The 25,863-nt window shown below is 66.2% G+C and carries 28 protein-coding genes and 1 pseudogene (1 of these 29 only partly in view); 23 read left to right on the top strand and 6 right to left on the bottom strand.

Going from position 1 to position 25,863, the window contains the following annotated elements; all coding sequences use genetic code 11:
* Together istA and istB are read left to right on the top strand one after the other, a co-directional pair.
* Positions 1–1,431 (top strand): annotated as a pseudogene (gene istA / locus ACWPN7_RS00230) (IS21 family transposase); its annotated part reaches 60 nt to the left of the window's first position; the annotation flags it as partial.
* 8 nt (positions 1,432–1,439) lie between these two features.
* Positions 1,440–2,168: an IS21-like element helper ATPase IstB gene (gene istB, locus ACWPN7_RS00225; RefSeq protein WP_349622040.1), complete on the top strand. Its 729-nt coding sequence runs from the start codon at positions 1,440–1,442 to the stop codon at positions 2,166–2,168.
* A gap of 278 nt (positions 2,169–2,446) precedes the next feature.
* On the opposite strand, the gene ACWPN7_RS00220 is transcribed toward istB, so the two are convergent.
* The gene (locus ACWPN7_RS00220; protein WP_040136846.1) at positions 2,447–2,746 is read right to left on the bottom strand and encodes a flagellar transcriptional regulator FlhD; all 300 of its coding nucleotides are present in this window, start codon (positions 2,744–2,746) and stop codon (positions 2,447–2,449) included.
* A gap of 346 nt (positions 2,747–3,092) precedes the next feature.
* Here ACWPN7_RS00220 and ACWPN7_RS00215 point away from each other — a divergent pair, with 346 nt between their 5' ends.
* From ACWPN7_RS00215 to ACWPN7_RS00150, 14 genes are all read left to right on the top strand, one after another.
* On the top strand, positions 3,093–3,524 hold the full coding sequence (locus ACWPN7_RS00215; RefSeq protein ID WP_200476035.1) for a hypothetical protein: 432 nt from the start codon (positions 3,093–3,095) through the stop codon (positions 3,522–3,524).
* Positions 3,525–3,910: 386 nt separating this feature from the next.
* Positions 3,911–4,126, top strand: coding sequence for a Flp family type IVb pilin (locus ACWPN7_RS00210; protein WP_200476034.1), 216 nt, complete (start codon positions 3,911–3,913; stop codon positions 4,124–4,126).
* A 113-nt stretch (positions 4,127–4,239) separates the two neighbouring features.
* Complete coding sequence (locus tag ACWPN7_RS00205) at positions 4,240–4,788, top strand: A24 family peptidase (protein ID WP_459198166.1); 549 nt, start codon at positions 4,240–4,242, stop codon at positions 4,786–4,788.
* Between the two features lie 3 nt (positions 4,789–4,791).
* On the top strand, positions 4,792–5,646 hold the full coding sequence (cpaB, locus tag ACWPN7_RS00200; RefSeq protein ID WP_201041771.1) for a Flp pilus assembly protein CpaB: 855 nt from the start codon (positions 4,792–4,794) through the stop codon (positions 5,644–5,646).
* Between the two features lie 29 nt (positions 5,647–5,675).
* Positions 5,676–7,124 (top strand): type II and III secretion system protein family protein, encoded by a 1,449-nt coding sequence (locus tag ACWPN7_RS00195; protein ID WP_459198165.1) that lies wholly within the window; start codon positions 5,676–5,678, stop codon positions 7,122–7,124.
* A gap of 11 nt (positions 7,125–7,135) precedes the next feature.
* Complete coding sequence (locus ACWPN7_RS00190) at positions 7,136–7,801, top strand: CpaD family pilus assembly lipoprotein (RefSeq protein ID WP_349621860.1); 666 nt, start codon at positions 7,136–7,138, stop codon at positions 7,799–7,801.
* Positions 7,802–7,811: 10 nt separating this feature from the next.
* Positions 7,812–9,011, top strand: a complete 1,200-nt coding sequence (locus ACWPN7_RS00185; protein ID WP_051658545.1) for a CpaE/TadZ family protein — start codon at positions 7,812–7,814, stop codon at positions 9,009–9,011.
* 4 nt (positions 9,012–9,015) lie between these two features.
* Positions 9,016–10,392 carry a TadA family conjugal transfer-associated ATPase gene (locus tag ACWPN7_RS00180; RefSeq protein WP_051658546.1) on the top strand — a complete coding sequence of 459 codons (1,377 nt, stop codon included), beginning with the start codon at positions 9,016–9,018 and terminating at the stop codon, positions 10,390–10,392.
* Positions 10,393–10,396: 4 nt separating this feature from the next.
* The gene (locus ACWPN7_RS00175) at positions 10,397–11,386 is read left to right on the top strand and encodes a type II secretion system F family protein (RefSeq protein ID WP_407825473.1); all 990 of its coding nucleotides are present in this window, start codon (positions 10,397–10,399) and stop codon (positions 11,384–11,386) included.
* A complete protein-coding gene (locus tag ACWPN7_RS00170; RefSeq protein ID WP_081863326.1) occupies positions 11,383–12,345 on the top strand; it encodes a type II secretion system F family protein in 963 nt (320 codons plus the stop codon). The genes ACWPN7_RS00175 and ACWPN7_RS00170 overlap by 4 nt, the downstream gene beginning before the upstream one ends.
* Positions 12,346–12,350: 5 nt before the next feature.
* On the top strand, positions 12,351–13,184 hold the full coding sequence (locus ACWPN7_RS00165) for a tetratricopeptide repeat protein (RefSeq protein WP_459198164.1): 834 nt from the start codon (positions 12,351–12,353) through the stop codon (positions 13,182–13,184).
* A gap of 11 nt (positions 13,185–13,195) precedes the next feature.
* The gene (locus ACWPN7_RS00160; protein WP_459198163.1) at positions 13,196–13,756 is read left to right on the top strand and encodes a TadE/TadG family type IV pilus assembly protein; all 561 of its coding nucleotides are present in this window, start codon (positions 13,196–13,198) and stop codon (positions 13,754–13,756) included.
* A 13-nt stretch (positions 13,757–13,769) separates the two neighbouring features.
* On the top strand, positions 13,770–14,360 hold the full coding sequence (locus ACWPN7_RS00155) for a TadE/TadG family type IV pilus assembly protein (RefSeq protein WP_051658549.1): 591 nt from the start codon (positions 13,770–13,772) through the stop codon (positions 14,358–14,360).
* Between the two features lies 1 nt (position 14,361).
* Entirely contained in the window at positions 14,362–15,858 is a 1,497-nt protein-coding gene (locus ACWPN7_RS00150) for a pilus assembly protein TadG-related protein (protein ID WP_459198162.1), read from the top strand.
* Between the two features lie 66 nt (positions 15,859–15,924).
* On the opposite strand, the gene ACWPN7_RS00145 is transcribed toward ACWPN7_RS00150, so the two are convergent.
* The 3 genes from ACWPN7_RS00145 to ACWPN7_RS00135 form a co-directional block, all read right to left on the bottom strand.
* Positions 15,925–16,500, bottom strand: coding sequence for a FlhC family transcriptional regulator (locus tag ACWPN7_RS00145; protein ID WP_081863327.1), 576 nt, complete (start codon positions 16,498–16,500; stop codon positions 15,925–15,927).
* Between the two features lie 335 nt (positions 16,501–16,835).
* Positions 16,836–17,090: a hypothetical protein gene (locus tag ACWPN7_RS00140; protein ID WP_149650736.1), complete on the bottom strand. Its 255-nt coding sequence runs from the start codon at positions 17,088–17,090 to the stop codon at positions 16,836–16,838.
* A 189-nt stretch (positions 17,091–17,279) separates the two neighbouring features.
* Complete coding sequence (locus ACWPN7_RS00135; protein WP_040137307.1) at positions 17,280–18,662, bottom strand: MFS transporter; 1,383 nt, start codon at positions 18,660–18,662, stop codon at positions 17,280–17,282.
* 274 nt (positions 18,663–18,936) lie between these two features.
* On the opposite strand from ACWPN7_RS00135, the gene ACWPN7_RS00130 reads away from it, so the two are divergent.
* Positions 18,937–19,590 (top strand): hypothetical protein, encoded by a 654-nt coding sequence (locus ACWPN7_RS00130; RefSeq protein ID WP_459198161.1) that lies wholly within the window; start codon positions 18,937–18,939, stop codon positions 19,588–19,590.
* A gap of 705 nt (positions 19,591–20,295) precedes the next feature.
* Here the strand turns inward: ACWPN7_RS00130 and ACWPN7_RS00125 are convergent.
* Both ACWPN7_RS00125 and ACWPN7_RS00120 read right to left on the bottom strand, forming a co-directional pair.
* Entirely contained in the window at positions 20,296–20,454 is a 159-nt protein-coding gene (locus ACWPN7_RS00125; RefSeq protein ID WP_451992952.1) for a hypothetical protein, read from the bottom strand.
* Positions 20,455–20,521: 67 nt separating this feature from the next.
* The gene (locus ACWPN7_RS00120; RefSeq protein WP_459198160.1) at positions 20,522–20,698 is read right to left on the bottom strand and encodes a hypothetical protein; all 177 of its coding nucleotides are present in this window, start codon (positions 20,696–20,698) and stop codon (positions 20,522–20,524) included.
* 446 nt (positions 20,699–21,144) lie between these two features.
* Here ACWPN7_RS00120 and ACWPN7_RS00115 point away from each other — a divergent pair, with 446 nt between their 5' ends.
* The 6 genes from ACWPN7_RS00115 to ACWPN7_RS00090 all read left to right on the top strand — a co-directional run bounded on the left by ACWPN7_RS00115 (position 21,145) and on the right by ACWPN7_RS00090 (position 25,627).
* The gene (locus ACWPN7_RS00115) at positions 21,145–22,119 is read left to right on the top strand and encodes a CobW family GTP-binding protein (protein WP_459198159.1); all 975 of its coding nucleotides are present in this window, start codon (positions 21,145–21,147) and stop codon (positions 22,117–22,119) included.
* Between the two features lie 37 nt (positions 22,120–22,156).
* Complete coding sequence (gene nthB, locus ACWPN7_RS00110; protein ID WP_456531776.1) at positions 22,157–22,879, top strand: nitrile hydratase subunit beta; 723 nt, start codon at positions 22,157–22,159, stop codon at positions 22,877–22,879.
* 14 nt (positions 22,880–22,893) lie between these two features.
* On the top strand, positions 22,894–23,514 hold the full coding sequence (gene nthA / locus ACWPN7_RS00105) for a nitrile hydratase subunit alpha (protein ID WP_459198158.1): 621 nt from the start codon (positions 22,894–22,896) through the stop codon (positions 23,512–23,514).
* Positions 23,515–23,554: 40 nt separating this feature from the next.
* The gene (locus tag ACWPN7_RS00100; protein ID WP_200474739.1) at positions 23,555–23,917 is read left to right on the top strand and encodes a nitrile hydratase accessory protein; all 363 of its coding nucleotides are present in this window, start codon (positions 23,555–23,557) and stop codon (positions 23,915–23,917) included.
* A gap of 29 nt (positions 23,918–23,946) precedes the next feature.
* Positions 23,947–24,600 carry an energy-coupling factor ABC transporter permease gene (locus ACWPN7_RS00095; RefSeq protein ID WP_349621854.1) on the top strand — a complete coding sequence of 218 codons (654 nt, stop codon included), beginning with the start codon at positions 23,947–23,949 and terminating at the stop codon, positions 24,598–24,600.
* A 70-nt stretch (positions 24,601–24,670) separates the two neighbouring features.
* Positions 24,671–25,627 carry a GlxA family transcriptional regulator gene (locus ACWPN7_RS00090; protein WP_459198157.1) on the top strand — a complete coding sequence of 319 codons (957 nt, stop codon included), beginning with the start codon at positions 24,671–24,673 and terminating at the stop codon, positions 25,625–25,627.
* Positions 25,628–25,863 lie beyond the last annotated feature (236 nt).

Raw genomic sequence — 25,863 nt, 5'->3', positions numbered from 1 at the left:
ATCAAGGTGATCTGCCGGGAGTTCGGGCTGTCCCGGAAGGTCGTGCGAAAGGTGATCCGGTCGGAGGCCACGGAGTTCCGCTACACGCGCACGAATCAGCCCTTGCCGAAGATCGGCCCCTGGCGTGAAGAACTCGACGCTCTGCTGCTGGCCAACGAGGGCAAGGCTCTGCGCGAGCGCCTGACGCTGGTCTGCCTGTTCGAGATGCTACGATCCCGCGGCTATGAGGGCGGCTACGACGCGGTCCGCCGCTACGCCCGGGTTTGGCGGCGGGAGCAGGGGCCCTCCATCGCCCAAGCCTACGTGCCGTTGAGCTTCGCCCCGGGCGAGGCCTACCAGTTCGACTGGAGCCATGAGGTCGTCCTGATCAACGGAACGACCGTCACGGTGAAGGTGGCCCATGTCCGGCTGTGCCACAGCCGGATGCTGTTCGTGCAGGCCTACCCGCGCGAAAGCCAGGAGATGGTGTTCGACGCCCACGACCGGGCTTTCGCCTTCTTCAAGGGAGCCTGCACGCGGGGCATCTACGACAACATGAAGACCGCGGTCGATACGATCTTCGCCGGCAAGGAGCGCGTCTACAACCGGCGCTTCCTGCAGATGTGCAGCCACTATCTGGTCGATCCGGTCGCCTGCACCCCGGCTTCGGGTTGGAAAAAGGGGCAGGTCGAGAATCAGGTCGGGTTGGTCCGCGAGCGCTTCTTCACACCCCGGCTGCGGGTGAAGAGCTACGACGAACTCAACGGCTTGCTCCTGGACCGCTGCGTCGCCCACGCCAAGGCGCATCGCCATCCCGAATTACGGGAGCGGACGGTCTGGGAGATGTTCGAGGCGGAGCGGCCGAGCCTGGTTCCCTATGCCGGTCGCTTCGACGGCTTCCATGCAGTGCCGGCCTCGGTGTCCAAGACCTGCCTGGTCCGCTTCGACACCAACAAGTACTCGGTCGCGGCCGGCGCGGTGGGCCGTCCGGTGGAAATCCGCGCCTACGCCGAGCGGATCGAACTGCGCCATGATGGGCGGGTCGTCGGCGAGCACGCCCACTGCTTCGGCCGCGACCGGACGGTGTTCGATCCCTGGCACTATGTCCCGGTCCTGGCGCGCAAGCCGGGGGCTTTGCGCAACGGCGCACCGTTCAAGGACTGGGTCCTGCCGGCCGGTCTGGAGCGCGTCCGGCGCAAGCTCGCCGCCGTCGAGGACGGCGACCGGCAGATGGTGGGCATTCTCGGCGCCGTGCTGAGCGACGGGCTGCCGGCCGTCGAGGCGGCCTGTACCGAGGCCTTGCGCGAGGGCGTCCATTCCGCCGCCGTCATTCTCAACATCCTGGCCCGGCGCCGGGAACCGGCGGCGGCGATCACGATCATGACCTGCGACGCCCTGCGGCTTCGGCACGAGCCGGCCGCCGATTGCGCCCGTTACGGCAGCCTGAGGAGACCCCTGTGATGGAGCGTGCCGAGATCCTGGCCACCATGAGCGAACTCAAGCTCTACGGCATGAAGGCCGCCTACGACGAACTCATCGCCACCGCCGTCAAGCGCCAGCACGAGCCGCAGCGGGTCGTCGGCGACCTGCTCGCCGCCGAGATCTCCGAGAAGCAGGCGCGCTCGATCAAGTACCAGATCACCATCGCCAAGCTGCCGCTCGCCAGGGACGTCGACGATTTCGTCTTCGACGACACGCCGGTCAACGAGACCCTGGTGCGCGATCTCGCCGGCGGCGCCTTCTTGGCCCAGCAGCGCAACGCCGTCCTGGTCGGCGGTACCGGGACCGGCAAGACCCATCTCGCCGTCGCGATCGCCCGGGCCTGCATCCGGGCCGGCTCCCGGGGGCGCTTCTTCAACGTCGTCGACCTCGTCAACCGGCTGGAAGCCGAAACCCGGGCCGGCCGGCAGGGCCGCTTGGCCGACCACCTCGCACGCATGGATTTCATCGTCCTCGACGAACTCGGCTACCTGCCGTTCGCCCAATCCGGCGGCCAGCTGCTGTTCCACCTGATCAGCCGGCTGTACGAGCGCAGCTCCGTGATCGTCACCACCAACTTGGCGTTCGGGGAATGGCCGTCGGTCTTCGGCGACGCCAAGATGACCACCGCCTTGCTCGACCGGCTCACCCATCACTGCGAGATCCTCGAGACCGGCAACGAAAGCTGGCGCTTCAAAAACCGCGCCTGACCTCGGCCGCCGGGTCGTCCAGGTCGCCCACAGCGCCTCCCCACGCGTGCCGCTCCGTCGCAGATGAGGGCACTGCGCGGCACGCGCGGGTCCCCTCCATGGACGACCTGGACGACAAGTCCTCACCAGCTCAACGGGGTCCCTTTTCCGCGCCGATCCAGGGTCCCAATCTCAAGCCGATTGACACTGATGCGCAGCGAGGAGCCCGTTCACGGAGGCGTTGGTGCGCAAATCGTGAGACTGGTGATCGAGGCGGGCGGCGGAAAAGGATCACACTGTCAGCGATCCGGTGTCGAAATCGAACGCAGAATCGCACCCGCACGCAGACGGTCCGCCCGGTCCACCGGGTTGCGCGAGGTGAGTTCCTGGAGCAGCGGCCGCGCCGAAATCATGGCCACCACGCCCGATGCGACGCTCTGCAACTCCCGAATCGAGGCATCGCATACGGCTTCGGCCGTCTTGGCGTCAATCCCGAACCGCATCGCCGCTTCGGCGACGTCGTTCTGCGCAACCCGTTGCAGAACCATGAGGTAATGAAGATTGAGTTCGTAGATGTCTTGCTGGAAATCGATTGCCATCGCCGCGCTCGCAATGTCCGCCTGTCTTGGGGAGTGGCAACATCTCTTAACGTGCCATCCCAAATCTTACAAGCCAGTCGCCCGAAAGTGCCGTCCAAATTGTCGCAGATAACCCGCTTCGCAAGATCCATCCCGCAATGGACGAATGTGTGAGTTCATTTCAATATAATTTGCCATTGTAATTACGTTTACCATCTAGTAACCATGACGGGAGGGCCATGGGTTTTTAAGATATAGCCGCCTTACGCCGCTGTTCACGATCAGGCTGTCTTTACAGGGATATCAGTCTCCAATAAGCTGCCGGCCAATCTCTGTCGGGTTTCATCTCGGGTGGTCGGTGGTTTTCATGGCCCGTTCGTTTACTCCCTCCCGAGTTCTTCCGGAACCGGTGGACGGTGCAGCCGTCATGTGCAGCGACTGCGGCACGTGGGGTATCCGCCGGATCGACAGCGACGAGTTGATGGAACGGCTTCTGGCGGACTGGCCGGTGGCCGGCTCGGTCCTCGCCGGTTTGATGCCTCTGATGCCATCCCCCGAGCTGGGTGATCTCTGCCGTCAGCGAGCGCTCGCGGCCTATGCCGCGGTGCTTGAGGAGGAGGACTGGTATCGTCTTCTGGCTTTCATCGACGCCGTCGTCGATTGCACGACGGACCAGTTGAAGCCCACCGGTCAAGTCGCGGCGGTCCCAGACCTGATGGCAAGAGTCCTGCCGGTCCGGGTGCAGTCGATGCTGAACGAGACCCGCGCCCGTAAGCGGAGCCTCTCTGCCGCGAACTGACGAGAGCCACCCGGCGGACAATGCCCTACCGGTGCGTCGCGGTGCCAGGGCGCGTATGGCTCGAGACCGTTTTCCGGAAATCGCGTGTTTAGGACATGGTAGCGCGCTGGGCAGCTGCGGCATGTGAATATGTCGCACCCTGGCATCCACCGTTAAAGCAATTATTCGCATAATCCGCAAATTCGGGGTAACGGGCGGTGATCCCGGCATGATCGCCTTGTCATCTCGTTTCGAGCCTTCGGCCATGGGATGAAAATCCTTTCACGGAAATTTGCGCAATTGATCTGCATCAATTGTGATGCATTTTTCATGCAGTTGCGTGGCCGATGATATTTCGGTAACCAAATGGACATCGACCGCTGTATGCGGAGATCAAGTCATCGAAGATGTCCGAAACCTATACGGGGAATAAAGGCATGCGCACTCTCTTTGCATCTTTGATCGCGAACGAAGACGGCGTGACCGCGATCGAGTATGGCGTGCTGGCTGCACTGGTGGCTTTCGCCGCGACGGCGGGGTTCACTTCGCTCGGCAGCGCCATCAACCAGAAATTCGCGGACATTGCGACCAAGCTCACCGGAACGGCGATCGTCAGTCCGTAATGAGGTGAGATCGTCTCCCCGTTCAGACGGCTGCCGGGCGCTTCCGGTGTCTGGCAGCCGCTGTGCGGAAGATTTCGGCAAGGCTCGAAACTATCGGTTCGGAGCCAGCAGCGATGAAGACGCTTCTTTCCGGCGGCGCCACCATGTTGTTCATGGCGGCGGCCATCTCCGATTTCCGGACCCGAATCATTCCGAACTGGATACCGGCCTTTCTGGGCCTGCTGTTCGCCGCGGCGGCCATCGCCGATCCATCGGCGTACCCGCCCTTGTCGTCGGTGGCCGGCGCCGTCCTCGTCTTCGTTCCCCTGTTGATCCTCTTCGCGGGGGGGAAGATGGGCGGTGGCGACGTCAAGCTTCTGACGGCGGCGGCGCTGTGGTCCGGTTGGGAGCAGCTTCCCGCGCTGCTGCTCGTCACGGTGCTGGCGGGCGGCGTTCTGGCGATCGTGGCGTTGGCGCGCGTCGCGGCACGGCGAGCCGCCAACACCCTGGCCCTCTTCTTCCCCTGTTCGGCAACGGCCAAGGCCAGGCTATGGCTGGAAACGCTGCTGCGAACCCGCAACGTCGATGCTCTTCCGTTCGGCGAGGCCGGCCTGCCTTACGGCATCGCCATCGCGGCGGGTGGCGTGTCCGTCCTGTACCCCTTCGGCTCCACCGGGATGTGACGCATGGCTCCGCGCACCATTCTCCTTTCCCTCGCCGCCCTTGCGCTGCTCGGCAGCGGGGCGATCCTGCTGGCCCTTCCCGGCACCCAGCCGCCGCCTGCCGCGGCGGTACCCGCTCCGCCGGCGCTGGCGAAGCTGCGGGTCGCCGCGCACGACCTGGCGCCCGGCACCTTCATCCAGGACTCCGACGTGCGCTGGCAGGATTGGCCGCAAAGCGCCGTGCTGGAAGAGCATGTCCTGTTCGGCAGCGACAAGGACCCGAGCATCGGCGCCATGGTCCGCCACCGCATCACCGCCGGGGAGCCGTTGATGCGCTCCCGCCTGATCGCTCCCGGCGAGCGCGGCTTCCTGGCCGCCGTCTTGTCACCGGGCATGCGCGCGATCTCCGTCGCGGTAACCGAGGTGTCGGGTGCCGCCGGCCTGATCTCTCCCGGAGACTTGGTGGACCTGATCCTGACGCAGGCCCTGCCCAACGAACAGGACAATCCGGCCCGCCGGCTGGTCGGCGAAACGGTCCTGGAGAGGGTGCGCGTCATCGCCGTCGACCAGCGGGTCGAGGAGGCCGCCAAGGACCACAACAACTCCGGGAACGTTCGCAAGGTGGCCACCACCGTGACTCTGGAGGTCGGCGCCCGGCAGGCCGAAAAGGTCGCCGTCGCCGCGGAACTCGGTCACCTCACGCTCAGCCTGCACAGCATCGCCCCGGCAAGCGAGGCGGTCGCGCCGACGGCGACCGAGCCGGTCTGGGCGTCGGACGTGTCGGCCGCGCTCACCGGCCATAGCGGCGATCGCAAGACCAACGAACGCCCCCGCCTCGCCGTCATCCGTGGCACCGAACTCGTCCGGCAATCCTTCTGACGCCAACCCGCTGCCCCAGGAAACCCACCATGCCCCTGCCAGCTCCGTGCGAGCCGGTTCGCACGGCCAAACTCCTCCTCCTCCTTTGCCTGTCCGCTCTTGTGGGCGGCTTTCTCCTCGCTCCGCAGATCGCGGCGGCCCAGGGGAACACCGCGGAACGCGCGACGCACAGCGCCATGGAACTGGCGGTCGGCAGCGGCACCCTGATCCGTCTTAGCGAACCCGCCACGAGCCTCTTCATCGCCAGCCCGGATATCGCCGACATCCAGTCGCCGACGGAGCGCAGCGTTTTCGTCGTCGCCAAGAAGGCCGGACGGACGACGCTCTACGCGCTGGGAGCCGGGGACAAACTGCTGGTGCAGCGCGACATCGTGGTGGTTCACAACACTGCACAGTTCACCGACCAGCTGCGGGCAGAATTCCCCGCCTACCGCGTCTCCCTCACCTCGTCACCGGGCCGGCTGGTCGTCGGCGGCGCCGTCTCCACGCCGCAGGACGCCGAGGCGATCATGGCGCTGGCCAAGGGCTATGTCGGACAGGGCGAGACGGTGGTCAACCAGCTCAAGGTCACGGTTCCCACCCAGGTCCATCTGCGCGTCCGCGTTGCGGAGATGGCGCGCAACACGGACAACCAGTTCGGCATCCACTGGGATTCCCTGCTCAATCCGGGCGCCTTCGCCTTCCGCCTGATCACCGGGCGGGACTTCATGAAGTTCGACACCAACTACGGCCGGGACGTCTTCCAGCGGTCGGCGGAGAACGCGGGCTCCCTGGTCTCCAATTATTCCAGCAACCGCGTGAACCTGACGGCCGTCATCGACGCACTGGACGCCGAGGGCATGGTGACCATCCTGGCCGAGCCGAACCTCACCGCGGCGTCCGGCCAGACGGCGAGCTTCCTCGCCGGCGGCGAGTTCCCCATTCCGGTCGCCGAGGAGAACAACCGCGTTTCCGTCGTCTTCAAGCAGTTCGGCATCGGGCTCAACTTCACGCCGACGGTGCTGTCGCCCGAACGCATCAGCCTGACCGTCCGCCCGGAAGTCAGCGAGCTGTCGGAAGCCGGTGCCGTCACCATCGGCTCCATCCAGATTCCCGGACTTTCGGTGCGCCGGGTGGAGACCACGGTGGAACTGGGCAGCGGGGAAAGCTTCGCCATCGCCGGCCTGTTGCAGAACAACATCCGCGACGCGGTCACCAAATTTCCGCTGCTCGGCGATTTGCCGGTGCTCGGCCCGCTGTTTTCCTCCACCCGATTCCGCAAGAACGAGAGCGAACTGGTGGTGATCGTCACCCCCTATCTGGTCAATCCGGCGGGGCCCGGCGCGCTGCAAACCCCGCTCGACGGTCTGCGCCCGACCAGCGAACTGGAACGCCTGTTTGCCCGCCGCCTCGCCAAGGAAACCCCCGCCCCCGGATCGGATGGTCCGGTCGGTCCCGGCGGCGCCCGGCTGAACGGTGCCGCTGGCTTCATCTATTGAGGAGACGGGCCATGAACGACCATTTCCCGCAGCGCCCGCTTCGTCAAGCTGTCCTTCTGGCGCTGACGCTGCTGGCCGGCGCCTGCACACCGGTGGAAGCGTTGTGGACGCCGGCCGACACGCCCCGCGAAGTGACGGTTGAGCGTGCCGAGAGCACCGCCCGGTTGCCGGCCACCCGCAACCGGCTGGCTCCCGCCGACACGGCGCAACTGCGCAGGCTGATCGAGGAGCTGGGGGAGCCGCCGCGGACCCGCGTGACCATCGCGCTGCCCGCCGGCGCCGAGCAGCATCAGGCGGTTCCGGTGGTCCGCGCGCTTGCCGGCTTCGGTGTCGATCCCGCGAACATTACCGTCGCCCGACAGCCGGGCGGCGACGCCGGTCCGGTCCGCGGCATCGCCGTAACGGCGGAGCTCTACGCCGCCGTTCCGCCGCGTTGCCCGGACTGGCGCCGCACCGTGATGGACGACAACAGCTTCCGGCCGTCCAGCAACTTCGGCTGTGCCAACGCCAACAACCTCGCCGTCATGCTGGCCGATCCGGGCGACCTCGCGGCGCCACGCCGGATGGGGCCGGCCGACGGGGCGGCGCAGGAAGCTGCGGTCGACCGCTACAAAGCCAACAAGGTCACGCCGCTGAAAGCCTCCAGCACGGTGCTCACCGGCGCTTCACAGCAGTAGGAGGAGGCCGATGTCGATCTTCGCCCGCGCATCCGCCGAGACTGGCGCCTCCCGGAACCCGGAACTGGTCGCCTTCGTCACCGAGCCGGACACCGAACGGACCATTCGTGATCTGGTGGACGAGGAGGTGATGACCTTCACGGTCGTCCGCCGCGGCACGGTCCAGGACGCCATCGGCCATCTGCGCACGTCACCGTCGCCCAAGCTTCTGATCGTCGACATAAGCGCCTCCGCCATGCCGATGTCCGACATCGAGGCACTGGCCGATGTCTGCGAGCCGAGCGTGACCGTCATCGTGCTGGGCGAGAGCAACGACATCGGCCTGTTCCGCGACCTCATGAACGCGGGCGTGGCCGACTATGTCGCCAAGCCGATCACCACGGAGCTGTTGCGGCGAACCATCGCCATGCGGTCCGGCCCGGCCGCGGTGAAGCCGCGCAGCCGCACCGGCAAGGTGATCGCGGTCACCGGCGCGCGGGGCGGGGTGGGGGCCTCAACCCTTCTGGTCAACCTCGCTTGGCTGCTTTCCCACCGGTCCGGCCGCAAGGTGGCGCTGGTCGACCTCGATTTGCAGGCGAGCAGCCTGTCCCTGATGCTGGGCGCGGAGCCCGGCGGAGGGCTGTCCGAAGCGTTGCAGAACATCGACCGCGTCGACGACCTGTTCCTCGACCGCATCATGCAGCAGTGCAGCGACCGGCTGTTCCTGCTCACCGGGCATGAGGAGCTGGAGGACGAACCGTCGCTCGCCCCCTCCGCGATCCAGCGGATTGCTACCTTGCTGACGCAGCGCTTCCACTACGTCATGCTGGACGTGCCGCGGCGCTACGGCCCGCTCTATCAGCATTTCCTCAGCCTCGCCCATGTCCGCATCATCATCGCCGACCCCACGCTGCCTTCGGTGCGGGAGACGGTGCGCGTCCTGCGGATGACCGGACGCGACGATATCGGCAAACGCGCGCTGGTCATCCTGAACCACCGATGTCCGCCGGCCAAGGGCATCGTCTCGCGCGATGAATTCGAGAAGGCGATCGGCCGGCGCATCGACTACGAGATCCCCTTCGACCGCAAGGCGCTTGCCGCCGAGAATGGCGGTATTCCGCTGGCTACCGAGCATGGCGCGATCACCGACATGCTGCTCGACGTCTCCAACGACCTGTCGGGCAAGCGGTCGATGATCCCGAATTCCTTCAAGCGCATGTTCTGGAGTTGAGCCCATGTTCGGACGCAAGGTCGCCGAAGCCGTGCCGGATATCCTGTCCCATCAGCTGGTAGGGCTGATTCCGCCGGGTGCCCCTCCCTGTGCACCGGCGCGCATTTCCGGAAGCCGCGTCGCGGCGGAGGACTCCCGCAGCGCCGACGTCCTTCCGCGCATCCGTGAGCGCGTGCTGGAGAAATTGCAGAACCCGGTCGCCGGCATGGCCGGACGCGACTCCCTGCGCCGCGAGTTGACCGGATTGGTCGGCGATATCTGCTCCACGGAGCGCATCCCGATCAGTGCCATCGACCAGGATCGGGTGATCGACATGCTTCTCGACGACATGCTCGGCATCGGCCCCATCGAGCCGCTGCTTGCCGACGACGGCGTGACCGACATCCTGGTCAACGGCTGCAACCAGATCTATGTCGAACGCCGAGGCAAGCTGGAACTGACCGGCCTGCGGTTCCGCGACGACGCCCACGTCATCAACGTCGCTCAGCGCATCGCCAGTTCGGTGGGGCGGCGCGTGGACGAATCGAGCCCGATGGTCGATGCCCGGCTGCAGGACGGCAGCCGCGTCAACGTCATCCTGCCGCCGCTGGCGCTTGACGGTCCCAGCATCTCCATCCGGAAATTCAATCGCCGGCGCGTCGCCATCGCCGACATGGTGTTGCAAGGGAACCTGTCCGCCCCGCTCGGCCGCATGCTGGAGGTCGCTGCCGCTTGCCGGCTGAACGTGCTGGTCTCCGGCGGCACGGGCAGCGGCAAGACGACGCTGCTCAACGCGCTGTCCCGCGTCATCGATCCCGCCGAACGAATCGTCACTATTGAGGACGCGGCGGAGCTGCAACTCCAGCAGCCGCATGTCGTCCGCCTGGAGACCCGCCCGGCCAGCATCGAGGGCACCGGCGAGATCACGCAGCGCGACCTCGTCAAGAACGCGCTGCGCATGCGCCCCGACCGCATCATCATCGGCGAGGTGCGCGGCGGCGAGGCGTTCGACCTGCTCCAGGCGATGAACACCGGCCATGACGGGTCGATGTCGACGATCCACGCGAACCGTCCGCGCGACGCGCTCAGCCGTCTGGAAAGCATGGTGATGATGGCCAACGGCAACCTGCCGCTCCAGACGATCCGGGCCCAGATCGCCAGCGCGGTAAACCTGATTGTGCAGGTGGAGCGCATGCGCGACGGCGTGCGCCGCATCCAGCAGGTGGTGGAGGTGGTCGGCATGGAAGGCGACGTCATCACGACCCAGGAACTCTTCACTTTTGTGCAAGGCGGTGGCGAGGCGGTGACCGGCCGTTTCGAGACCAGCGGCGTGCGCCCGCAATTCAGCGTGCGCGCCGCCTATTACGGTCTGGAAGACACTCTGCTCGCCGCGATGAGGTGACGCCATGACCGGGTCCTCCCCCCTCTTCGCCATCGGACTGCTGTTGCTGGGCTCGGGCATGCTCGTCACGCTTCTGTTGCTGCGTGGCCTGTCCGGCGGCGGTGCGGCGGCGCGGCGGCAGCGGCGCTTGGCGGCGGCCATCGGCGATGTGCCGCAGATGTGGCGGGAGCGCCAGGCGCTGAGCGCGGCCCGAGAGGAATTGCGGACCGAGAAGATCGCGCCATGGTGGCGACGGGCCATTCCCTGGTCGGAGCGTCTTGAGTTCCGCATGGCACCGGCCGGCGGACAGCGGCCATTGCTTGGTGCGGCTGCGGTCGCGCTGGGCGTGGCGGTTGCCGGGTTCCTGCTGCTGACGCAGGTTTTCAATATCTCCGTTTTGGTCGCGTTGGCGCTGGCGGCGGCGGCGGCTCCGGTCGCCGGGCGGATGACCGTGCACAGCCTCGTCGCCCGACGCCGCCGGGAGTTCCTGGAAGGGCTGCCCGACGCCATCGACCTGATCGTGCGTAGCGTGCGCGCCGGCATTCCGGTGACCGCAGCGATGACGCTGGTCGGGCAGGAGGTGCAGGAACCGGTGCGTGGCGAGTTCAAGCGCCTGTCCGACTCCATCGCCATCGGCATCGACCTGAAGGAGGCGCTGGACCGCACGGCAGAGCGCGTTCGCCTGCCCGACTTCGACTTCTTCGTCATCTGCCTGATGATCCAGAGGGAGACCGGCGGTCAACTGGCCGAGACACTGCAGAACCTCAGCGACATCCTGCGCCGCCGCAAGGATCTGCGGCGCAAGCAGCGGGCGCTGACCGCGGAGGGGCGGGTTTCCGCCAAGATCGTCGCTGCCATCCCGTTCGTCGCCGGCTTCGGGCTCTTTGTCCTGAATCCGAATTACGCGCGGAAGCTGATCGACGACCCGACCGGCAACCGGATGCTCCTCGCCGCCAGCGTTGCGCTCGGCCTTGGCCTGCTCGTCATCGCCCGCATGACCCGGAGTCCGGAATGACCGCTCCATCCGCATTGCAGTGTCTGGTCCTGTCCGGCGGGCTCGTCCTAACGGCGGTCCTGCTGGCGCTCGCCGCCGTCGTCGACCGCGAACGGGATCGCTTCCGCGCCCGTCTTCTCGGCGTCGTCCGGCAGGCATCGGAACAGAGGGCAACGAGCCGGAACAGTACGGCTGCGGCGGTGAAGCCGCTGCGCTTGTCCGGCATCGCACTGCTGCGGCGGGTCATGCTGCTGTCCGCCCGCCTGCCGTTGGTCAGGAAGAAGGACCAGGAGGACATCCGCCGGCTGCTCGTCCGCGCCGGCATCCGCGGGAAGGAAAGCGTGGCGCTCTTCGTCGCGGCGAAACTGCTCGGCTTCGGGGTGGGGGCGCTGCTCGCCGGGAGCGCCCAACTGGTCCTGCAAACAGAGATCGCACCGATGATGGCGCTGGCCGCGACGGTCTTCTCCGGCTTCGTCGGCGGGCTGGTGCCGGAGGCCGCGCTCCAGCGGCGGGGCCGGACAAGGCGCACCGCCATCGAAGCGGCGCTGCCCGATGCGCTGGACCTCCTCATCATCTGCGCCAACGCCGGTTATGGCCTGGACGTTTCGATCCAGCGGGTGGGGCGCGAAATCGCCCGCTTCTTCCCCGATCTGGCCGACGAGCTCGCGGTGACGGCGAACGAGATGCAATTGCTCTCCGACCGCCGCGAAGCGCTCGACAATCTGGTGGAGCGCACGAACGTGCCGGCGATCCGCAGCCTCGTGGTCACGCTGCTCCAGGCGCAACGCTATGGAACACCGTTGACCCAGGCGTTGCGCACGCTGGCCAGGGAAGAACGCAGCGCCCGAATCCTGGCGCTGGAGGAGCGGGCTGCACGCATTCCGGCGCTGATCAGCCTGCCGCTGATGGTCCTCATCATGCCGGCCGTCCTCATCGTCGTGGCCGGGCCGGCATTCATCGACATCATGAAGGGGCTCTGACGAGCATGCGTACCGTCTCCCTGCACTTCGCCATTCTGCTGGCCCTTCCGTTGATGCTGGGCGCCTGCTCTCACCCCTCCGGCCTCGGCCAGTTGGCCGGCATGGCGTCGGCGAAGCCGTCCCTGGAACTGGCGACCGGCCTGCGCATCGCCGAGGCCACACGCAACGGCGGCGACAATCAGGCGGCGATCACTCTCTACCGCCAGATCGTCGCCGCCCACCCGACCTCGCCGCTGCCGCTGCTCGGTCTTGGCGATGCGCTCTACGAAGGGCGTGCCTTCGACGAGGCGATCGCCGCCTATCAGGCGGCGCTACGGCTCGACGCCGGCAATCCCGATGCGCAAGTCGGCATCGGCCGCGTCGACCTTGCGCGCAACCTGCCGGGGGAGGCCCTGGCCGCCTTCGACAGGGCACTCGCCGCCGCGCCGCAGCATGCCGCCGCGCTCAACGGCAAGGGCGTCGCGCTCGACCTGATGGGAAAGCCGGAGGAGGCCCGCGCCATGTACCGGCAGGTGCAGGCGCTCCAGCCCGGCAACCGCGGCGCTCGCAACAATCTGGCGCTGTCCATTCTGTTGGCCGGCGACAAGGAGCAGGCCATCCCCCTGTTCCGCGAGCTGAGCGCCGAGCGCTCGGCCGGGCAGGAGCGCATCCGGCAGAACTTGGCCCTGGCGCTCGGTATGTCCGGTCGGGTGGATGCCGCGGCGGAGGTCGCGAGGATGGACCTGAGCCCCGAAGCGGTGAAGGAGAACCTCGCCTACTACGCCATGCTGCGGTCGCTCGACAGACAGGCCGACGGCCACGCCGCCATCGCCCGCGCGGTAAACGCGAGCGGTACCTGAGGAGTGGCGCCATGCTGCGCAGAAAATCCCTGGCCGAAGACGCGGGGGGAGTCACCGTGGTGGAATTCGCCATCGGCGCCCCGATCGTCCTTTTGATCGCGGTGATCGTCATCGAGGTGAGCTTCATGCTTGCGGTGCGGGTGGCGTTGGACATCGGCACGCGCGAGGCGGCACGCGCCGGGCTGACCGGCGCGCCGCCGCCGGCCGGCTCGACGCGCGACCAGCAGCTTCGAAAAATCATGGTCAACACGACCTTCGGCTTCGTCGACCCGGCGAAACTCACCGTCAGCCTGCTCGCCTACCAGGACGCCGGCAGCGTCGGCAAGCCGGAACCCTACAGCGACATCGACGGCAACGGACGGTGGGATCCCGGGGAGCCCTTCACCGACGTCAACGGGAATGGAATCTGGGATGCAGACCGTGGGGCCGCCGGCGCCGGGACGAGCGGCCAGACGGTCGCCTATCTGGTGCAGTACACGGGGAAGCCGTTGACCGGCCTCGCCGCCAGCCTGCTCGACGACCCGACCTACCACTACGAATCCCGCGTCGTCGTCCGTAACGAACCGTTCTAGCAAGGAGGGGCGCATGGGCCATCTGCCGGGCCGTCTCGCCCGAAACCGCAGCGGGCTCGTCACCATCGAAGTGGCGGGAATCGCTTTGGCATTCGTTCTTCTGCTCGTCGCCGCGGTGGATTTCAGCCAGCATGTTTCGGCGGTGGGCAAGATCGCGCGCGCCGCCAGCGAGACGGCGAAGATCGCCACCCAGTTCAAGCGGCTGCGCCAAGGCATGACGGTCCAGCGCGGCGACGAGGTCGGCGTGCTGTTCGAGGCGGCACGGCAGGTCGCCCAGCCGCTCGACATCGACAAGGTGGGGGCGGTGATCGTCACCTCGGTCGCCAATTCGGGAAGCGGCGGCAGCAAGGTGGCGTGGCAGCAGCGCTCGGGCAGTTCCTCCTGGACCAGCCGCATCGGTTCGGCTGTCGGCGGAGCGGCCACCCTGCCCTCCGCCTTCTCGATTCGCAGCGGGGACAGCGCCGTCTTCGTCGAGGTCTTCCACACCTATCAGCCGACCGTGCTGAGCGGCAGCCTGTTCGGCGGCGATCCCTCCGGCGTGCCGGTCTACAGCCAAGCCGTATCCCGCCCCCGTTTCGGCGACCTGACCATACTGGACCCGTGACATGAAGAAGACCGCTGTTCGCAGGCGGCGTGCCGGTGCGGCCGCCCAGCACCTGCTCTCCGCGTTGCGCGGCTGTCTGGACGACCGGCGTGGCGCCACCGCCGTGATGGTCGCCGCGATAGTCGTTCCGCTGATCGGGGCCATCGGCCTGTCGGTCGACATGGGGCGCGGCTATCTCGTGCGACAACGCTTGTCGTCGGCCATCGATGCCGGGGCACTGGCCGCGGGCAGGGTGCTCGACACGACCAACGTCCAGGCGGACGCGATCCAGTATTTCCGCGCCAACATTCCGACGACCTACCTCGACACCCCGATTCCGGACCCCGAGGTCACCATCGGCGCCGACCGGCAGACCGTATCGGTGAAGTCCAGCGTGCGGGTTCCGACCACCCTGATCCGGGTGCTGGGCATCGACACCCTGCCCATCACGGTGGAAAACCGTGTGCGGCGCCAGATGTCCGGCGGGTTGGAACTGGCTCTCGTGCTCGATGTCACCGGATCGATGGCGACCGACAACCGCATCGGCAAGCTGCGTGATGCGGCGACCTCGCTGGTGAATATTCTGTTCGGCAACCAGACCGACACCCAGAAGCTGTGGATCTCCGTCGTTCCCTACTCGGCTGAGGTCAATCTTGGCACCGGCCATGGGGATTGGATGACGCTGAGCGGTCCGTCCACCGGCGCCTATTCGCCGTCCACCTGGCGCGGCTGCGTCGAGGCGCGGCCGAGCCCCTACGACGAGGATGACACCCCGCCCATGGTCGCCGGGTTCAAGCGGTTCCTTTATCCCTCGACCAAAAGCATGAACAACGGCAAGGGCGGCGGCGATAATGATTGGCCGACGATCACCGACACCGGAACCTACACCAACAGCAACGACCGGACCGGCCCGAACCTCGGCTGCGGTTTTCCGGTCCTGCCGCTGACCAACGTGAAGAAGGACCTGCTGGACAAGATCGCAACCCTGCAGCCGGTGAGCCGTGGCGGGACCATGGCGAACCTCGGCCTTCAGGCGGGGTGGTTCACCGTGTCGCCGCGCTGGCAGGGGCTGTGGGGAGGCCCGACGCCGAAGGGGATGCCGCTCGACTACGGTTCTCCGGAAATGAGCAAGGCGATTGTTCTGGTCACCGACGGCGAGAATGGCTGGTTCGACTATTCCAAGCCGCCGACGGGCGATTACACAGCCTATGGCCGCATCGATGAAGGGCGGCTCGGCACCAAGTCCTTTTCCGAATCGACTTCCGAGATCAACAAGCGCATGGCCCGCCTGTGCGAGAAGCTGAAGAACCCCGGCGTTCTCGATGCCGACGGCAAACCAAAGCCCGGCATCACCATCTACACCATCACCATCGGACAGACGAACGCCAACACCCAGGCGCTCTACCGGAATTGCGCATCACAGCCCAGCTACTATTGGGACACGCCGAGCCCCGACCAGCTCAAGAGCGTGTTCCAGAGCATCGGGTCGCAGCTCAGCAACTTGCGGCTGGAGCAGTGATCGACTGGCGTCATTCCGGTGCCTGGAGACGCACCGGAATGACGCCAGGCTTTTGTGGAGGGCGGGTCAGCAGAAGCGGTCGGGCAAGTGGCCGGCGTCGGTCGGAACCGGTGGCGTGAAGCTGTGGGCCGCGGCGTTGGCGGTGGAGAGCGGCGGCAACCCGCAAACCGGGCAATGCGCCTGGATGCGCTGCTGTTCATGCACGGCGAAGCGAATGCCGCAGGGGCAGGTCCGCAGGTCGACAACACAGGAGCGCAGGTCACGGGCGAGAATCCAGGCCATGGTCAGGTCGATGGCTGACTGGTTCAGACCCGTGCATTCCTGCCGCACGTCCATATAGAAGTCATGTGCGCGCAGCAGCGCCTCGATGTCGATCCTGCGCAACGCGTCGGCGCCGGCGCAGTTCAGATAGGCGGTCAGGATGATCGACGCCTCCAGCGCACGCTGGTGGGTCGCGAAGAGCCGGTCGGACTCCGGAAACATGCCCGACACCGAAGCGTGCCCATGAATCTCATGATAAAGCGTGCGGAGCTGTGTCGCGCTGAGATTGGTGTGCACCGCGACGATTGAGGTTCGGAGATTCCGCTTGATCAAACGTATTGCCAGCGCCAATTTCCGATGCTGCTCACACTTGTTCACCATGTACACCGCCCTTCAAACGGCAATGCTTCAGGGCAGAAAAGATTAGGTTTGGAAGTATTTTTGTTCTTTCTGCGTGCGCCACGAATTCGGGGCCATTTTGTTCCTCTCCCGCTCAAACATTCCGTTGTTCCTCGCATCCCTCCCGATGTGCATAGGAAAAGAATATATAGCGGCTGCCGAGACGAAGTTTTATTTTCCCGATTTATGACTCATAATGCGTCGACTCGCAACCTGAATGCGGTGGCGACAATTCGACGCATTCGATCAATAGTTGTGATCCGGTGTCGCGGGTTGCCATGGCGGGTGCCACCGGATGCTGCTGCCGGCGGGACGGGTCAAAGGAAGGCTATGGCGTCGGGCGAAACCGATTGGCGTTGCTTGGCGTGGCGCGCCAGCTTATGGATTTCCGCCTGCTTGTCCCGAACCAGCCAGTCCGGCGCAAGGAAGTCCGTGTGCCGTCCCGCCTGCAAGGAGCCGATGACGCGGACTGGCGGGATCGGCCAACGCAAGCTGTAGCTCATCGGCGCGGCGTCGCCGAAGCGATAGGACTGGTGGACGCGGAGCCACTCGTCGGTGACCTCGACGATCATTCCGCTCAACATCGCGAAGCCGGGCAACCCTGCAGGCGCCGCGCCGCGGGAAGAGGACGGGGCATCCGCCCCGGCCCGCCGGACTCCGACGCGGGCCGGAGGTCGCGGAAGAACAGGGCTATCGGCCGCCGCGTCGGCCTTGAGGGCGTGGCGGATCGGCGGGCGTCGTGCATCCATGGCCAGTGCCGCTCAGCAATGAAGTCCCGCGTCAGCCCGGCAGTAGAACATCCAGGTCACGACAATGCAGGACAGATAGAAGATCAGGAAAAGCTGGATCGCCATGACCGGCGACCCGGTCAGGCTGATCGACAGCCCGAAGACGCCCGGAATATAGAAGGCACCGAATGCCGCCAGCGCGGAGATGAACCCCAGCGCGGTCGCCGCCTCCAGCGTCGCTTCCTTCAGCGCACGCGCGCGGCCGAGATCGCCTTGCAGATCATAGGCATGCATACGGTCGATCAGGAAGACGATCGGCACCATCTGATAGGTCGAAGCGCAGGCGACGCCGGCCGTGGCGAACACCAGCATGGAACTCAGCAGAAACATCCAGAACACCCCGCTGTTCAGGCAGATCGTCATCGTGCTCACCGCGAGGAACAGGATTACGAAAGCCCACAGGGTGATGCGTGCGCCGCCCAGCCGGTCGGCCATGCCACCCGACAGCGACCGCGCCGCCGAACTGACGAGCGGTCCGAGGAAAGCGTAGGCAAGCGGGTCGATGCCGGGGAATTGTGCCTTCACCAGCATTGGGAAAGTGGCCGCGAAGCCGATGAAGGTGCCGAAGCTGCCGATGTAGAGCCACCCGTTGATCCAGGTGTGCATGCGACGGAAGATGACCGCCTGTTCGGCGAAGGAGGCCTGGGAATGGCCGATATCGTTCATGCCGAACCAAGCCGCCGCCGTCGCCAGCAGAATGAAAGGGATCCAGATGAAGGCCGCGTTCTGCAGCCACACGCCCTGATGGGTTTCCAACGGCGCGCCGAGCGCAGCCACGGCATGTGGGCCGCCGCCGAGCGGGCCGAGCAACGCGCCGCCGATCACGAGGGGAACGGCGAACTGCACCACCGCCACGCCAAGGTCGGCCATGCCGGCATTGACGCCCAACGCCCAACCCTTCTGTTCCTTGGGGAAGAAGAAGGAGATGTTGGCCATGCTGGAGGCGAAGTTCCCGCCGCCGAATCCGCACAGCAGCGCCAGCACCAGCATCACGCCGTAGGGCGTTTCCGGATGCTGCACGGCGATGCCGATCCCCAGGGCCGGGATGAGCAGGGACGCCGTGCTGATCGTCGTCCACAACCTCCCGCCGAAGATCGGCACGGTGAAGGCATAGACCAGGCGCAGGACCGCTCCGGAAAGGCCCGGCGCGGCCGTCAGCCACAGAAGCTGTGTGGTTGTATATGAGAAGCCGACGATTGGAAGGTGCACGACGACGGCGCTCCACACCATCCAGACACAGGAGGCGAGAAGCAATGCGAAGGCCGAGATCGCGAGGTTGCGCATCGCGATCGGCTTGCCGCCGTCCACCCAGAAGGCCATGTCGTCGGGCCGCCAGTCGTCCAGTCGATCGCTCATGCGTGACAGAGTTCTGGTCGGTCATCAATCGTCCTCACACATCGGGGATAGCCGGCCGCGTCGCCCGGCACTCGCCAGCAGCGGCGATCGAGCGGAAAATAGTGGGCCGAGTGTACTCTCCGCCGCCGCAGCTCCGCGATGTCAGGAAGACGCGCATTTTTTTCGTCATTCGCCGAATGGCGAAAAAAAGACACGTCCAAGCCCCCTGTACGGTTGCCTGGGTGCCTCGCTACGGTGGCGTGCATCCGGCCCTTCCCATTCAGGGTGCACGCCTATGCTGTCTCCAGAACGGACCATTGAGGATCGGGATGCCGGGGATTGGGACGCGCCGCTCCATGATCGGGGGCATCCGCCGGAACCCGTCGCCGGCACGTTCATTTCTCTCGCTGCCGCTGCCGCTCCGGCGGATACGTTGCGCCGGTTCCGTCTGTCGCAGGCGGATCTGATGCCGACGGTGCGGCGGCTCGAACTCGACTGGCCGTGCAGTGTCGCGATGATGCGGCGCTTCGCCGAGTATGTGACCGGCGTTCCTGTCTGTCATCCACGCGATCCGGAATCGCGCTCCGGTTCGCCCATTCCGGTGCTGTTCCTGTGCCTTCAGAAGGGGCTCGGCGCCTATGACGCTGCGGCCGACGAAAGCGACGACCGCCGTTTGCTTGCCTTCGTCGACGGGCTTTGCCAGGAGGCGGCGCGCCTGCTTTCCGGCATCGCGCTGTTTACGCCCGACAACGACTGCTGGATGGCGGGCAATGGGGCGGCGCTGCACGGCTGGCTGGCGACGTGCGATGCCCGTGGCGTGACGGTCCATCGTTCTCAGCGCCGCGGCGCCAGCCATCAGCGCGTTCTCTCGGCGGTCGGCCGGTATGTCGTTCTGGCGCGCGAACGCGCGATCCTGGAGCGTGTCCGCCGGGCCGATGCGACGCCATAGGACGAGCTGGCGGCCCGCGCCCTCGAAAGCCGGATGACGGTATGCCGCCGCCGATTGTTCCCGACCACGCGATGGTCTTCTTCAACCTGCTTCGTTTATCGTGCGCGCAAGAACGTTTGGTGTCCCGGCGTTGACAGGCACGGCAATCCGCGCGCGTCCGGCCCGCTCCCGATCTCACCCAAGGATCCAAGGACGTGCGCCGACAGCCGTAATGGCCATACCGGCCGGCCAGCCGCAAGATGGCGCTGGTGAGCGCATCCTCATCGGCCGGAACCACAGTTGGGGCCGAGCACCCGGCAGGCCCGGCGCTCGGAGACGCCAAGGCTCTGCTGGACCGGCGCGACACAGGCGCGGCGCCGGTGGGGTTCGGAAGGTCCCCGTGCCGCCTCCTGCAGGATCAGCTTGTCCAGCGTCGGATCGGCCACCGCCTTGCGCCGGCGCTGGTTCTCGCACTCCAGTTCCCAGAGCCGCTTGGCCTGATCCCGCTTCCACCCGCCAAACTCCGCGCGCCGGCTCGTAGGTCCGCTCCGCGATGGCTTGTTCGCGGCAGTCGCCGACCGTGTGGCCCTGCGCCACCGCCACCTCGATGGCGCGCAACAGGCCGATGATCTGTTCCGGCGTATGCCGTTTCCGACGGGCCGTTCCGTCCTCTTCCTGATTTACCCAGCCCTCGGATAGGGACCGGTGCCGGTTCAGGGGGGCAGCTCACAGGCGCCCGACGCAATGAGCCTTGCCGCGACCGTCACGAACAGGAGCATCGGCAAGCATGACGCCTTCATCACCGATGACCTCCTGTTGCACTCCTTCGTCAGCCAGAAGCTGGAACCGGCGGATCTGCTTGAGATTGCGCGCCTCCGCAACCAAATAGAAAACCCCTGGAAGCAACGCTTCCAGGGGTTTTTTTGCTGTATCAGCCTGTATACGAGCTCACTCAGAACACCAGTCCCCGCGGCACGAAGGGAAGGTGGCCGCTCGCCGGGATCACCAAGGTGTGGTCGCGCCTGATGGTCAGGGCCTCGCATTCCCTGTCGGTGATGACCGGCAGCAGGCAGATGCCGGGTTGTAGCGCACCGAGAAAGCCTTGAACCGTCATCACGCTGGACGGCATCGCGCACCGACTGCAGGGCATGGGGCAGCGCACGCCGCACGGCGGTCTGCGCTGGAGCCGCTCGTCAGTGAAGCATCTGATCGACCGCACCAGGGAAGAAGGACTCGTACGGGACGCGGAAAGCGCATAGCGGTTGGTCCGCCGCCAACGCTATGGGCTGGTGGGAAGACCGGTATTTTGGTCTGTTGCGACCCCCATGGCTCCCGGCAAACCCTGCGCGTTTCAAACTGCATCAGCGCCCGTGTTCCCACGCCGCTTCACACAAAGCGGTTGGCCGATTTTGATAGGCGCTTTGTCCGGAATTGCCCTCTGCCGCTTGTTGAGTCAGCGAATGGTATGCGGTGCAATGTATACCACGGCAGCGCTGAAGCGGAACGTCCGGATCTTTTCGGCCATCTCCGCAGGTGAAGGCTGCCCTTCGCAACCTGAAGCAACGGAGCATCGCCATGCGACCGATTCCGGTGACCGTGTTGACCGGATTTCTCGGGGCCGGCAAGACCACCCTGCTCAACCGCATCCTGGCGGAGCGCGGTGGCGGGCGGACCGCCGTCATCGTCAACGAATATGGGGAACTTGGCATCGACGGGCTGCTCGTGACGGCGACGGACGAGACGATCGTCGAACTCAACAATGGTTGTGTCTGCTGCATCGTCCGCGGTGATCTGATCGAGGCGTTGGTAAGGCTGGCCGAGGGCGAACGCGGATTCGACCGGGTGGTGATCGAGACGAGCGGCCTTGCCGACCCGGCCCCCGTCATTCAATCCTTCGTGCTGGACGAAGGGCTGAGTGGCCGCTTCGCGCTGGACGCCATCATCACCGTGGCCGATGCCCGCCACCTTCCCCTGCAACTCGGTCATGACGAAGCGCGCGAACAGGTTGCCTTCGCGGACGTTGTCCTGCTGAACAAGATCGACCTGGAACCCGCCGCGGCGCTTGATGCTGTGGAACGCGAAATCCGCCGGCTCAACCCGCTGGCGCGCATCCACCGCACCGAGGAGTGCGCCCTGCCGCTCTCGGAGATCCTCGGCATCGGCGCCTTTGACCTGCAGAACATCCTGCGCCTCGATCCCGATATCCTGGATGAGCATGAGCACGAACACGACGCCGGCATCGGTTGCGTGGCCTTTCGCGAGCCCGGGCGGCTCGACCCGGTGGCCGTTGACCGCTGGCTCAACCAGCTTGTCCAGGACAAGGGGCGCGACCTGCTGCGCGCCAAGGGCGTGCTGGACCTCGACGGCCAAGGCCGCCGCTTCGTCTTTCACGGCGTCCACATGACGCTGGATGGGCGGCCGGGCCGACCTTGGAAACCCAGCGAGGAACGCCTGAACCAGCTCGTCTTCATCGGCCGCGACCTCGATGCCGAAAGGCTGCTGGAGGGACTTCGCGGCTGCGCCGTCGCGGCGGACGTCGCCGCCCTCTGACGCTTCTGTTTCCGTTCCCGATTTCAGGAAGCACCCAATGAAGCTGCAACATTACCTCGGGGGCCTGGAGGGCCTCGGCCCCATCACCGTCGAAACGCGTGTCTTCGTGGAGGAGTGGGAGAAACGCATCTTCGGCATTCACACGGCGATGATGGCGCTCAGCCCGCAACTGCCGCTTCCACCCACGCCGAGCGCCTTCCACACCGTCTGGACCTGGGCCCACCTGCGCACCGGGGCCGAAGGGCTCAACCCCTTCGATTACTTCAAATACCGCTATTACGAGAAGTGGCTGGGCGGCATCAGCGGTTACTTCATCGACAACGGCTACATCACGGAAGAGGAGTTGGACGCGCGCACGGCCGAATATCTCGCCGATCCGGCGAAGCCTCTGCCGCAAGGCGGCGCGCCGGAAATCGACCAGCGCGTCGAACGCTATCTGGCGGAAGGGGATTCCCCGAAGCGTGACGTCGCAATTCAACCCGACTTCCGGGAGGGCGACACGGTGACGGTCAGGAACGTGCCGACGCTTGAGCACACCCGCCTTCCCGGCTTCCTGCGCAACCACAGTGGCGTAGTCGAGACGGTCTACCCGGGTGCCTACGGCTATCTGACCGACACCGGGGCGGACGGCGTCGGCGCGCCGATGCCCGTCTATTGCGTGCGCTTCGAGGCCAAGGATCTGTGGCCCGGCAACACGGAGCCGAATGTGACGCTCTACGCCGATCTCTACGCCGCCTACGTCACCAAGCCCGCCGCCTGACCGGAGCCATCAGAATGACCGATCGTTTCCACCATCCCGACGACCGCGAGGCCCGGAGCGCCGCCCGCGTCCGCGCCCTCGAAACGCTGCTCATCGAAAAGGGCGTCATCACCAGCAAGACCGTGGACACGGTGCTGAACGTGTTCGAAACGAAGATGGGCCCGTTCAACGGTGCCAGGATCGTCGCCCGCGCCTGGGTCGATCCGGCCTTCAAGCAACGGCTGATCGAGGATGCGCCGGCCGCCATCGCCGAATTGACGGATCTGCCGGAAGGCATGGCCGGGGCCGAGGGCGAGCACATGCGCGCCGTGGCGAATGGCGAGGGCGTCCACAACCTGGTCATCTGCATGCTCTGCTCCTGCTATCCCTGGCCGGTGCTGGGGCTGCCGCCGTACTGGTACAAGGACCCGACCTTCCGCAGCCGCGCCGCCCGCGAGCCGCGCGCCGTGCTGAAGGAGTTCGGGCTCACCGTGCCCGAAAGCACCGAGGTCAAGGTCTGGGACAGCAGCGCGCAGATCCGCTGGTTCGTCATTCCCGAGCGCCCTGCCGGAACCGAGGGCATGAGCGAAGGCGAGCTCGCGGCCCTGGTCACGCCGGAAGCCATGATGGGTGTGGCGGTGGCGGCGTCCGCCTGACCTCCGAACCGGCCCCACAACATCGTCAGGAGGAACGGGCATGCTGACCCGCTTCGAACATTTCGCCCTGACCAGCATGGCCGGGGCCGAGGATTCCCCGCCCCGCGCCAACGGCACCCTCTGCTTCGCGGAGGAGTGGGAGCGGTCGGCCTTCGGGGTGGCGCTCGCGTTGGCCCGGGAGGGCCATTTCGAGTGGGAGGATTTCCGCCAGAACCTGATCGCCGCCATCGGCGACTGGGAGCGGACCCAGGCCCCCGACGGCCCCTCCTGGAACTACTACGAACAGTGGTTGAGCGCCCTGGAAGCGACCATCCTTCAATCCGGCCTCGCGACGCCCGACGAATTGTCGGCCCGCCTTGCCACGGTCACCGCGACTGCGCCTGCCGACACGCGGCCGGCCTGATACCACCATCCGAACATCGGGAGACGTCCATGCACATTGAACCCGGCATGCTGTCCGCCGCGAAGATCGTCGGCGCCAACGCGGCCGCGCTCAGCCTTGTCGCCTCGCACGCTCCGGCCTTCCTGCGCCGGCCTCTCGAATGGGGCAAGGCGCTCCTGGCGGCCATCTTCTTCTCGGTCTTCATGGAGTTTTGGCACCAGCCGGTCGGCCCGTCGGAACTGCACTTCATCGGCGCCTCGGCCATCTATTTCATTTTCGGATTTCCCGCGACCCTGTTCGGGTTCGGCATTGGCCTGACGCTGCAGGCCCTGCTGTTCGAGCCGCAGGATCTCGCGCATCTCGCCGTGAATTCGCTGTCGCTGATGGTGCCGCTGGTTGCCGCACACGCCATGGGTGGAAAGCGCCTGCTGGAATCCGGTGGACTGGCCGCGATCCGCTGGTCGTCGGTGCTGCGCTTCGACGCCGTCTATTACAGCGGCGTGGTCGCCATGGTCGGCTTCTGGCTGATGCTGGGCGAGCGGGCGACGCCGTTCGCGGATTGGGCGGTCTTCGCCGCCGCCTATCTGCCGGTCGTGCTGTGCGAACCGGCGATCAGTTGCGGGCTTCTGCGGGCGCTGGGCCGGCTGGACGCCGGCAATCCGCTGCTTCGCGTCACCACGCTCCGCAGCCCGGCTCTTGCCTGATAGTTGGCATGCCAAATACAATCGGGCGGCTGTGCCCGTTGGCTGCCCGATTGCAGGAAGAGCGTCTTTCATGCGGATTGTGCTTCTCGCCCCTCCCGGGGTTCAGGCGTTGGATGTGGTGGGGCCGGCGGAGGTGTTCTGGGAAGCGGCGCGCCGCCTCGGCGATCCGAAGGCCTACGAGGTGCAAGTGATGGGCACCGCGGAGGGGCCGGTTTGCGGGACCGGCAGCCTGCGGTTCCTCGCCGACCGAACCATCCACGACCCCGATCAACCGATCGACACGTTGCTGATTGCCGGTGACCCCTCGTTCAGCGCCATCGATCCGGCGGTGATCGACTGGCTCAGGCGCCGCGCGCCCGAAGTCCGCCGCTACGGGTCGATCTGCACGGGTGTGTTCCTGCTGGCGGCCACCGGGCTGCTCGATGGTCGCCGTGTTACCACCCATTGGGAATGCGCCGACAAGCTTCGCGCGGAGTTCCCGACCCTGACGGTCGATGCGGACCAGATCTTCATTCGCGACGGCAACATCTCCACCGCCGCCGGCGTCACCTCCGGCATTGACTTGGCGCTCTCCCTGCTGGAGGAGGATCACGGGCGGGAGCTGACGCTGCTGGTCGCGCGCTATATGGTGATGTTTCTGAAGCGGCCGGGCGGGCAGTCGCAATTCAGCGCCCATCTCGCCGCCCAGGTGTCGAGCCGTACCGGAATCCAGAGGATTCAGGAGTATGTGCTGGACAACCTTTCCGCCGATCTGTCCGTGGAGGCCTTGGCATCCCAGGCCGGCATGAGTTCGCGGAATTTTGCCAGGGTGTTCAAGCGCGATGTCGGCCGCCCTCCGGCCGATTTCGTGGAAGCGGCGCGGCTCGACGCGGCACGCCGGATGCTGGTCGATTCCTCCACGCCGCTCCAGCGGGTGGCATATATTTGTGGGTTTGGTGACGCCAACTCCATGAGGCGGGCGTTTGTCCGCAATCTCGGCATCAATCCGGCTGATTACCGGAAGCGCTTTCGCACGACGACGGCCTGATCCGTGAGGTGACGGCGTGGAAGCCGCACACCCCGAACGCGAGTGGGACGTGCTGGTCGGCACGCCGGTGGCGGGAGCCATGATCGGGTGCAACTTGTGCCACGAGCGATAGGTTTGGCCTCCCTGCGTCACCCGGCGCCACTCACCGTCACTGAACACCATCAGGCGGGTGCACGCGGCGGCTCTGGGTACCCAGATTTTACAGACGGGCTTTCAGCGGCCGCAGCGTGGCGCGC

It is taken from the genome of Azospirillum sp. UENF 312511, from assembly GCF_058780635.1.
Note: the sequence above shows the minus strand (reverse complement) of the source record. Positions and strands in the feature narration are given on the sequence as shown.

Excerpts from the sequence above, each read along its gene's own strand:
- istB (WP_349622040.1), top strand. The coding sequence starts at position 1,440 with ATGGAGCGTGCCGAGATCCTGGCCACCATGAGCGAACTCAAGCTCTAC.
- ACWPN7_RS00220 (WP_040136846.1), bottom strand. The coding sequence starts at position 2,746 with ATGGCAATCGATTTCCAGCAAGACATCTACGAACTCAATCTTCATTAC.
- ACWPN7_RS00215 (WP_200476035.1), top strand. The coding sequence starts at position 3,093 with ATGGCCCGTTCGTTTACTCCCTCCCGAGTTCTTCCGGAACCGGTGGAC.
- ACWPN7_RS00210 (WP_200476034.1), top strand. The coding sequence starts at position 3,911 with ATGTCCGAAACCTATACGGGGAATAAAGGCATGCGCACTCTCTTTGCA.
- ACWPN7_RS00205 (WP_459198166.1), top strand. The coding sequence starts at position 4,240 with ATGAAGACGCTTCTTTCCGGCGGCGCCACCATGTTGTTCATGGCGGCG.
- cpaB (WP_201041771.1), top strand. The coding sequence starts at position 4,792 with ATGGCTCCGCGCACCATTCTCCTTTCCCTCGCCGCCCTTGCGCTGCTC.
- ACWPN7_RS00195 (WP_459198165.1), top strand. The coding sequence starts at position 5,676 with ATGCCCCTGCCAGCTCCGTGCGAGCCGGTTCGCACGGCCAAACTCCTC.
- ACWPN7_RS00190 (WP_349621860.1), top strand. The coding sequence starts at position 7,136 with ATGAACGACCATTTCCCGCAGCGCCCGCTTCGTCAAGCTGTCCTTCTG.
- ACWPN7_RS00185 (WP_051658545.1), top strand. The coding sequence starts at position 7,812 with ATGTCGATCTTCGCCCGCGCATCCGCCGAGACTGGCGCCTCCCGGAAC.
- ACWPN7_RS00180 (WP_051658546.1), top strand. The coding sequence starts at position 9,016 with ATGTTCGGACGCAAGGTCGCCGAAGCCGTGCCGGATATCCTGTCCCAT.
- ACWPN7_RS00175 (WP_407825473.1), top strand. The coding sequence starts at position 10,397 with ATGACCGGGTCCTCCCCCCTCTTCGCCATCGGACTGCTGTTGCTGGGC.
- ACWPN7_RS00170 (WP_081863326.1), top strand. The coding sequence starts at position 11,383 with ATGACCGCTCCATCCGCATTGCAGTGTCTGGTCCTGTCCGGCGGGCTC.
- ACWPN7_RS00165 (WP_459198164.1), top strand. The coding sequence starts at position 12,351 with ATGCGTACCGTCTCCCTGCACTTCGCCATTCTGCTGGCCCTTCCGTTG.
- ACWPN7_RS00160 (WP_459198163.1), top strand. The coding sequence starts at position 13,196 with ATGCTGCGCAGAAAATCCCTGGCCGAAGACGCGGGGGGAGTCACCGTG.
- ACWPN7_RS00155 (WP_051658549.1), top strand. The coding sequence starts at position 13,770 with ATGGGCCATCTGCCGGGCCGTCTCGCCCGAAACCGCAGCGGGCTCGTC.
- ACWPN7_RS00150 (WP_459198162.1), top strand. The coding sequence starts at position 14,362 with ATGAAGAAGACCGCTGTTCGCAGGCGGCGTGCCGGTGCGGCCGCCCAG.
- ACWPN7_RS00145 (WP_081863327.1), bottom strand. The coding sequence starts at position 16,500 with ATGGTGAACAAGTGTGAGCAGCATCGGAAATTGGCGCTGGCAATACGT.
- ACWPN7_RS00140 (WP_149650736.1), bottom strand. The coding sequence starts at position 17,090 with ATGATCGTCGAGGTCACCGACGAGTGGCTCCGCGTCCACCAGTCCTAT.
- ACWPN7_RS00135 (WP_040137307.1), bottom strand. The coding sequence starts at position 18,662 with ATGAGCGATCGACTGGACGACTGGCGGCCCGACGACATGGCCTTCTGG.
- ACWPN7_RS00130 (WP_459198161.1), top strand. The coding sequence starts at position 18,937 with ATGCTGTCTCCAGAACGGACCATTGAGGATCGGGATGCCGGGGATTGG.
- ACWPN7_RS00120 (WP_459198160.1), bottom strand. The coding sequence starts at position 20,698 with ATGCCGTCCAGCGTGATGACGGTTCAAGGCTTTCTCGGTGCGCTACAA.
- ACWPN7_RS00115 (WP_459198159.1), top strand. The coding sequence starts at position 21,145 with ATGCGACCGATTCCGGTGACCGTGTTGACCGGATTTCTCGGGGCCGGC.
- nthB (WP_456531776.1), top strand. The coding sequence starts at position 22,157 with ATGAAGCTGCAACATTACCTCGGGGGCCTGGAGGGCCTCGGCCCCATC.
- nthA (WP_459198158.1), top strand. The coding sequence starts at position 22,894 with ATGACCGATCGTTTCCACCATCCCGACGACCGCGAGGCCCGGAGCGCC.
- ACWPN7_RS00100 (WP_200474739.1), top strand. The coding sequence starts at position 23,555 with ATGCTGACCCGCTTCGAACATTTCGCCCTGACCAGCATGGCCGGGGCC.
- ACWPN7_RS00095 (WP_349621854.1), top strand. The coding sequence starts at position 23,947 with ATGCACATTGAACCCGGCATGCTGTCCGCCGCGAAGATCGTCGGCGCC.
- ACWPN7_RS00090 (WP_459198157.1), top strand. The coding sequence starts at position 24,671 with ATGCGGATTGTGCTTCTCGCCCCTCCCGGGGTTCAGGCGTTGGATGTG.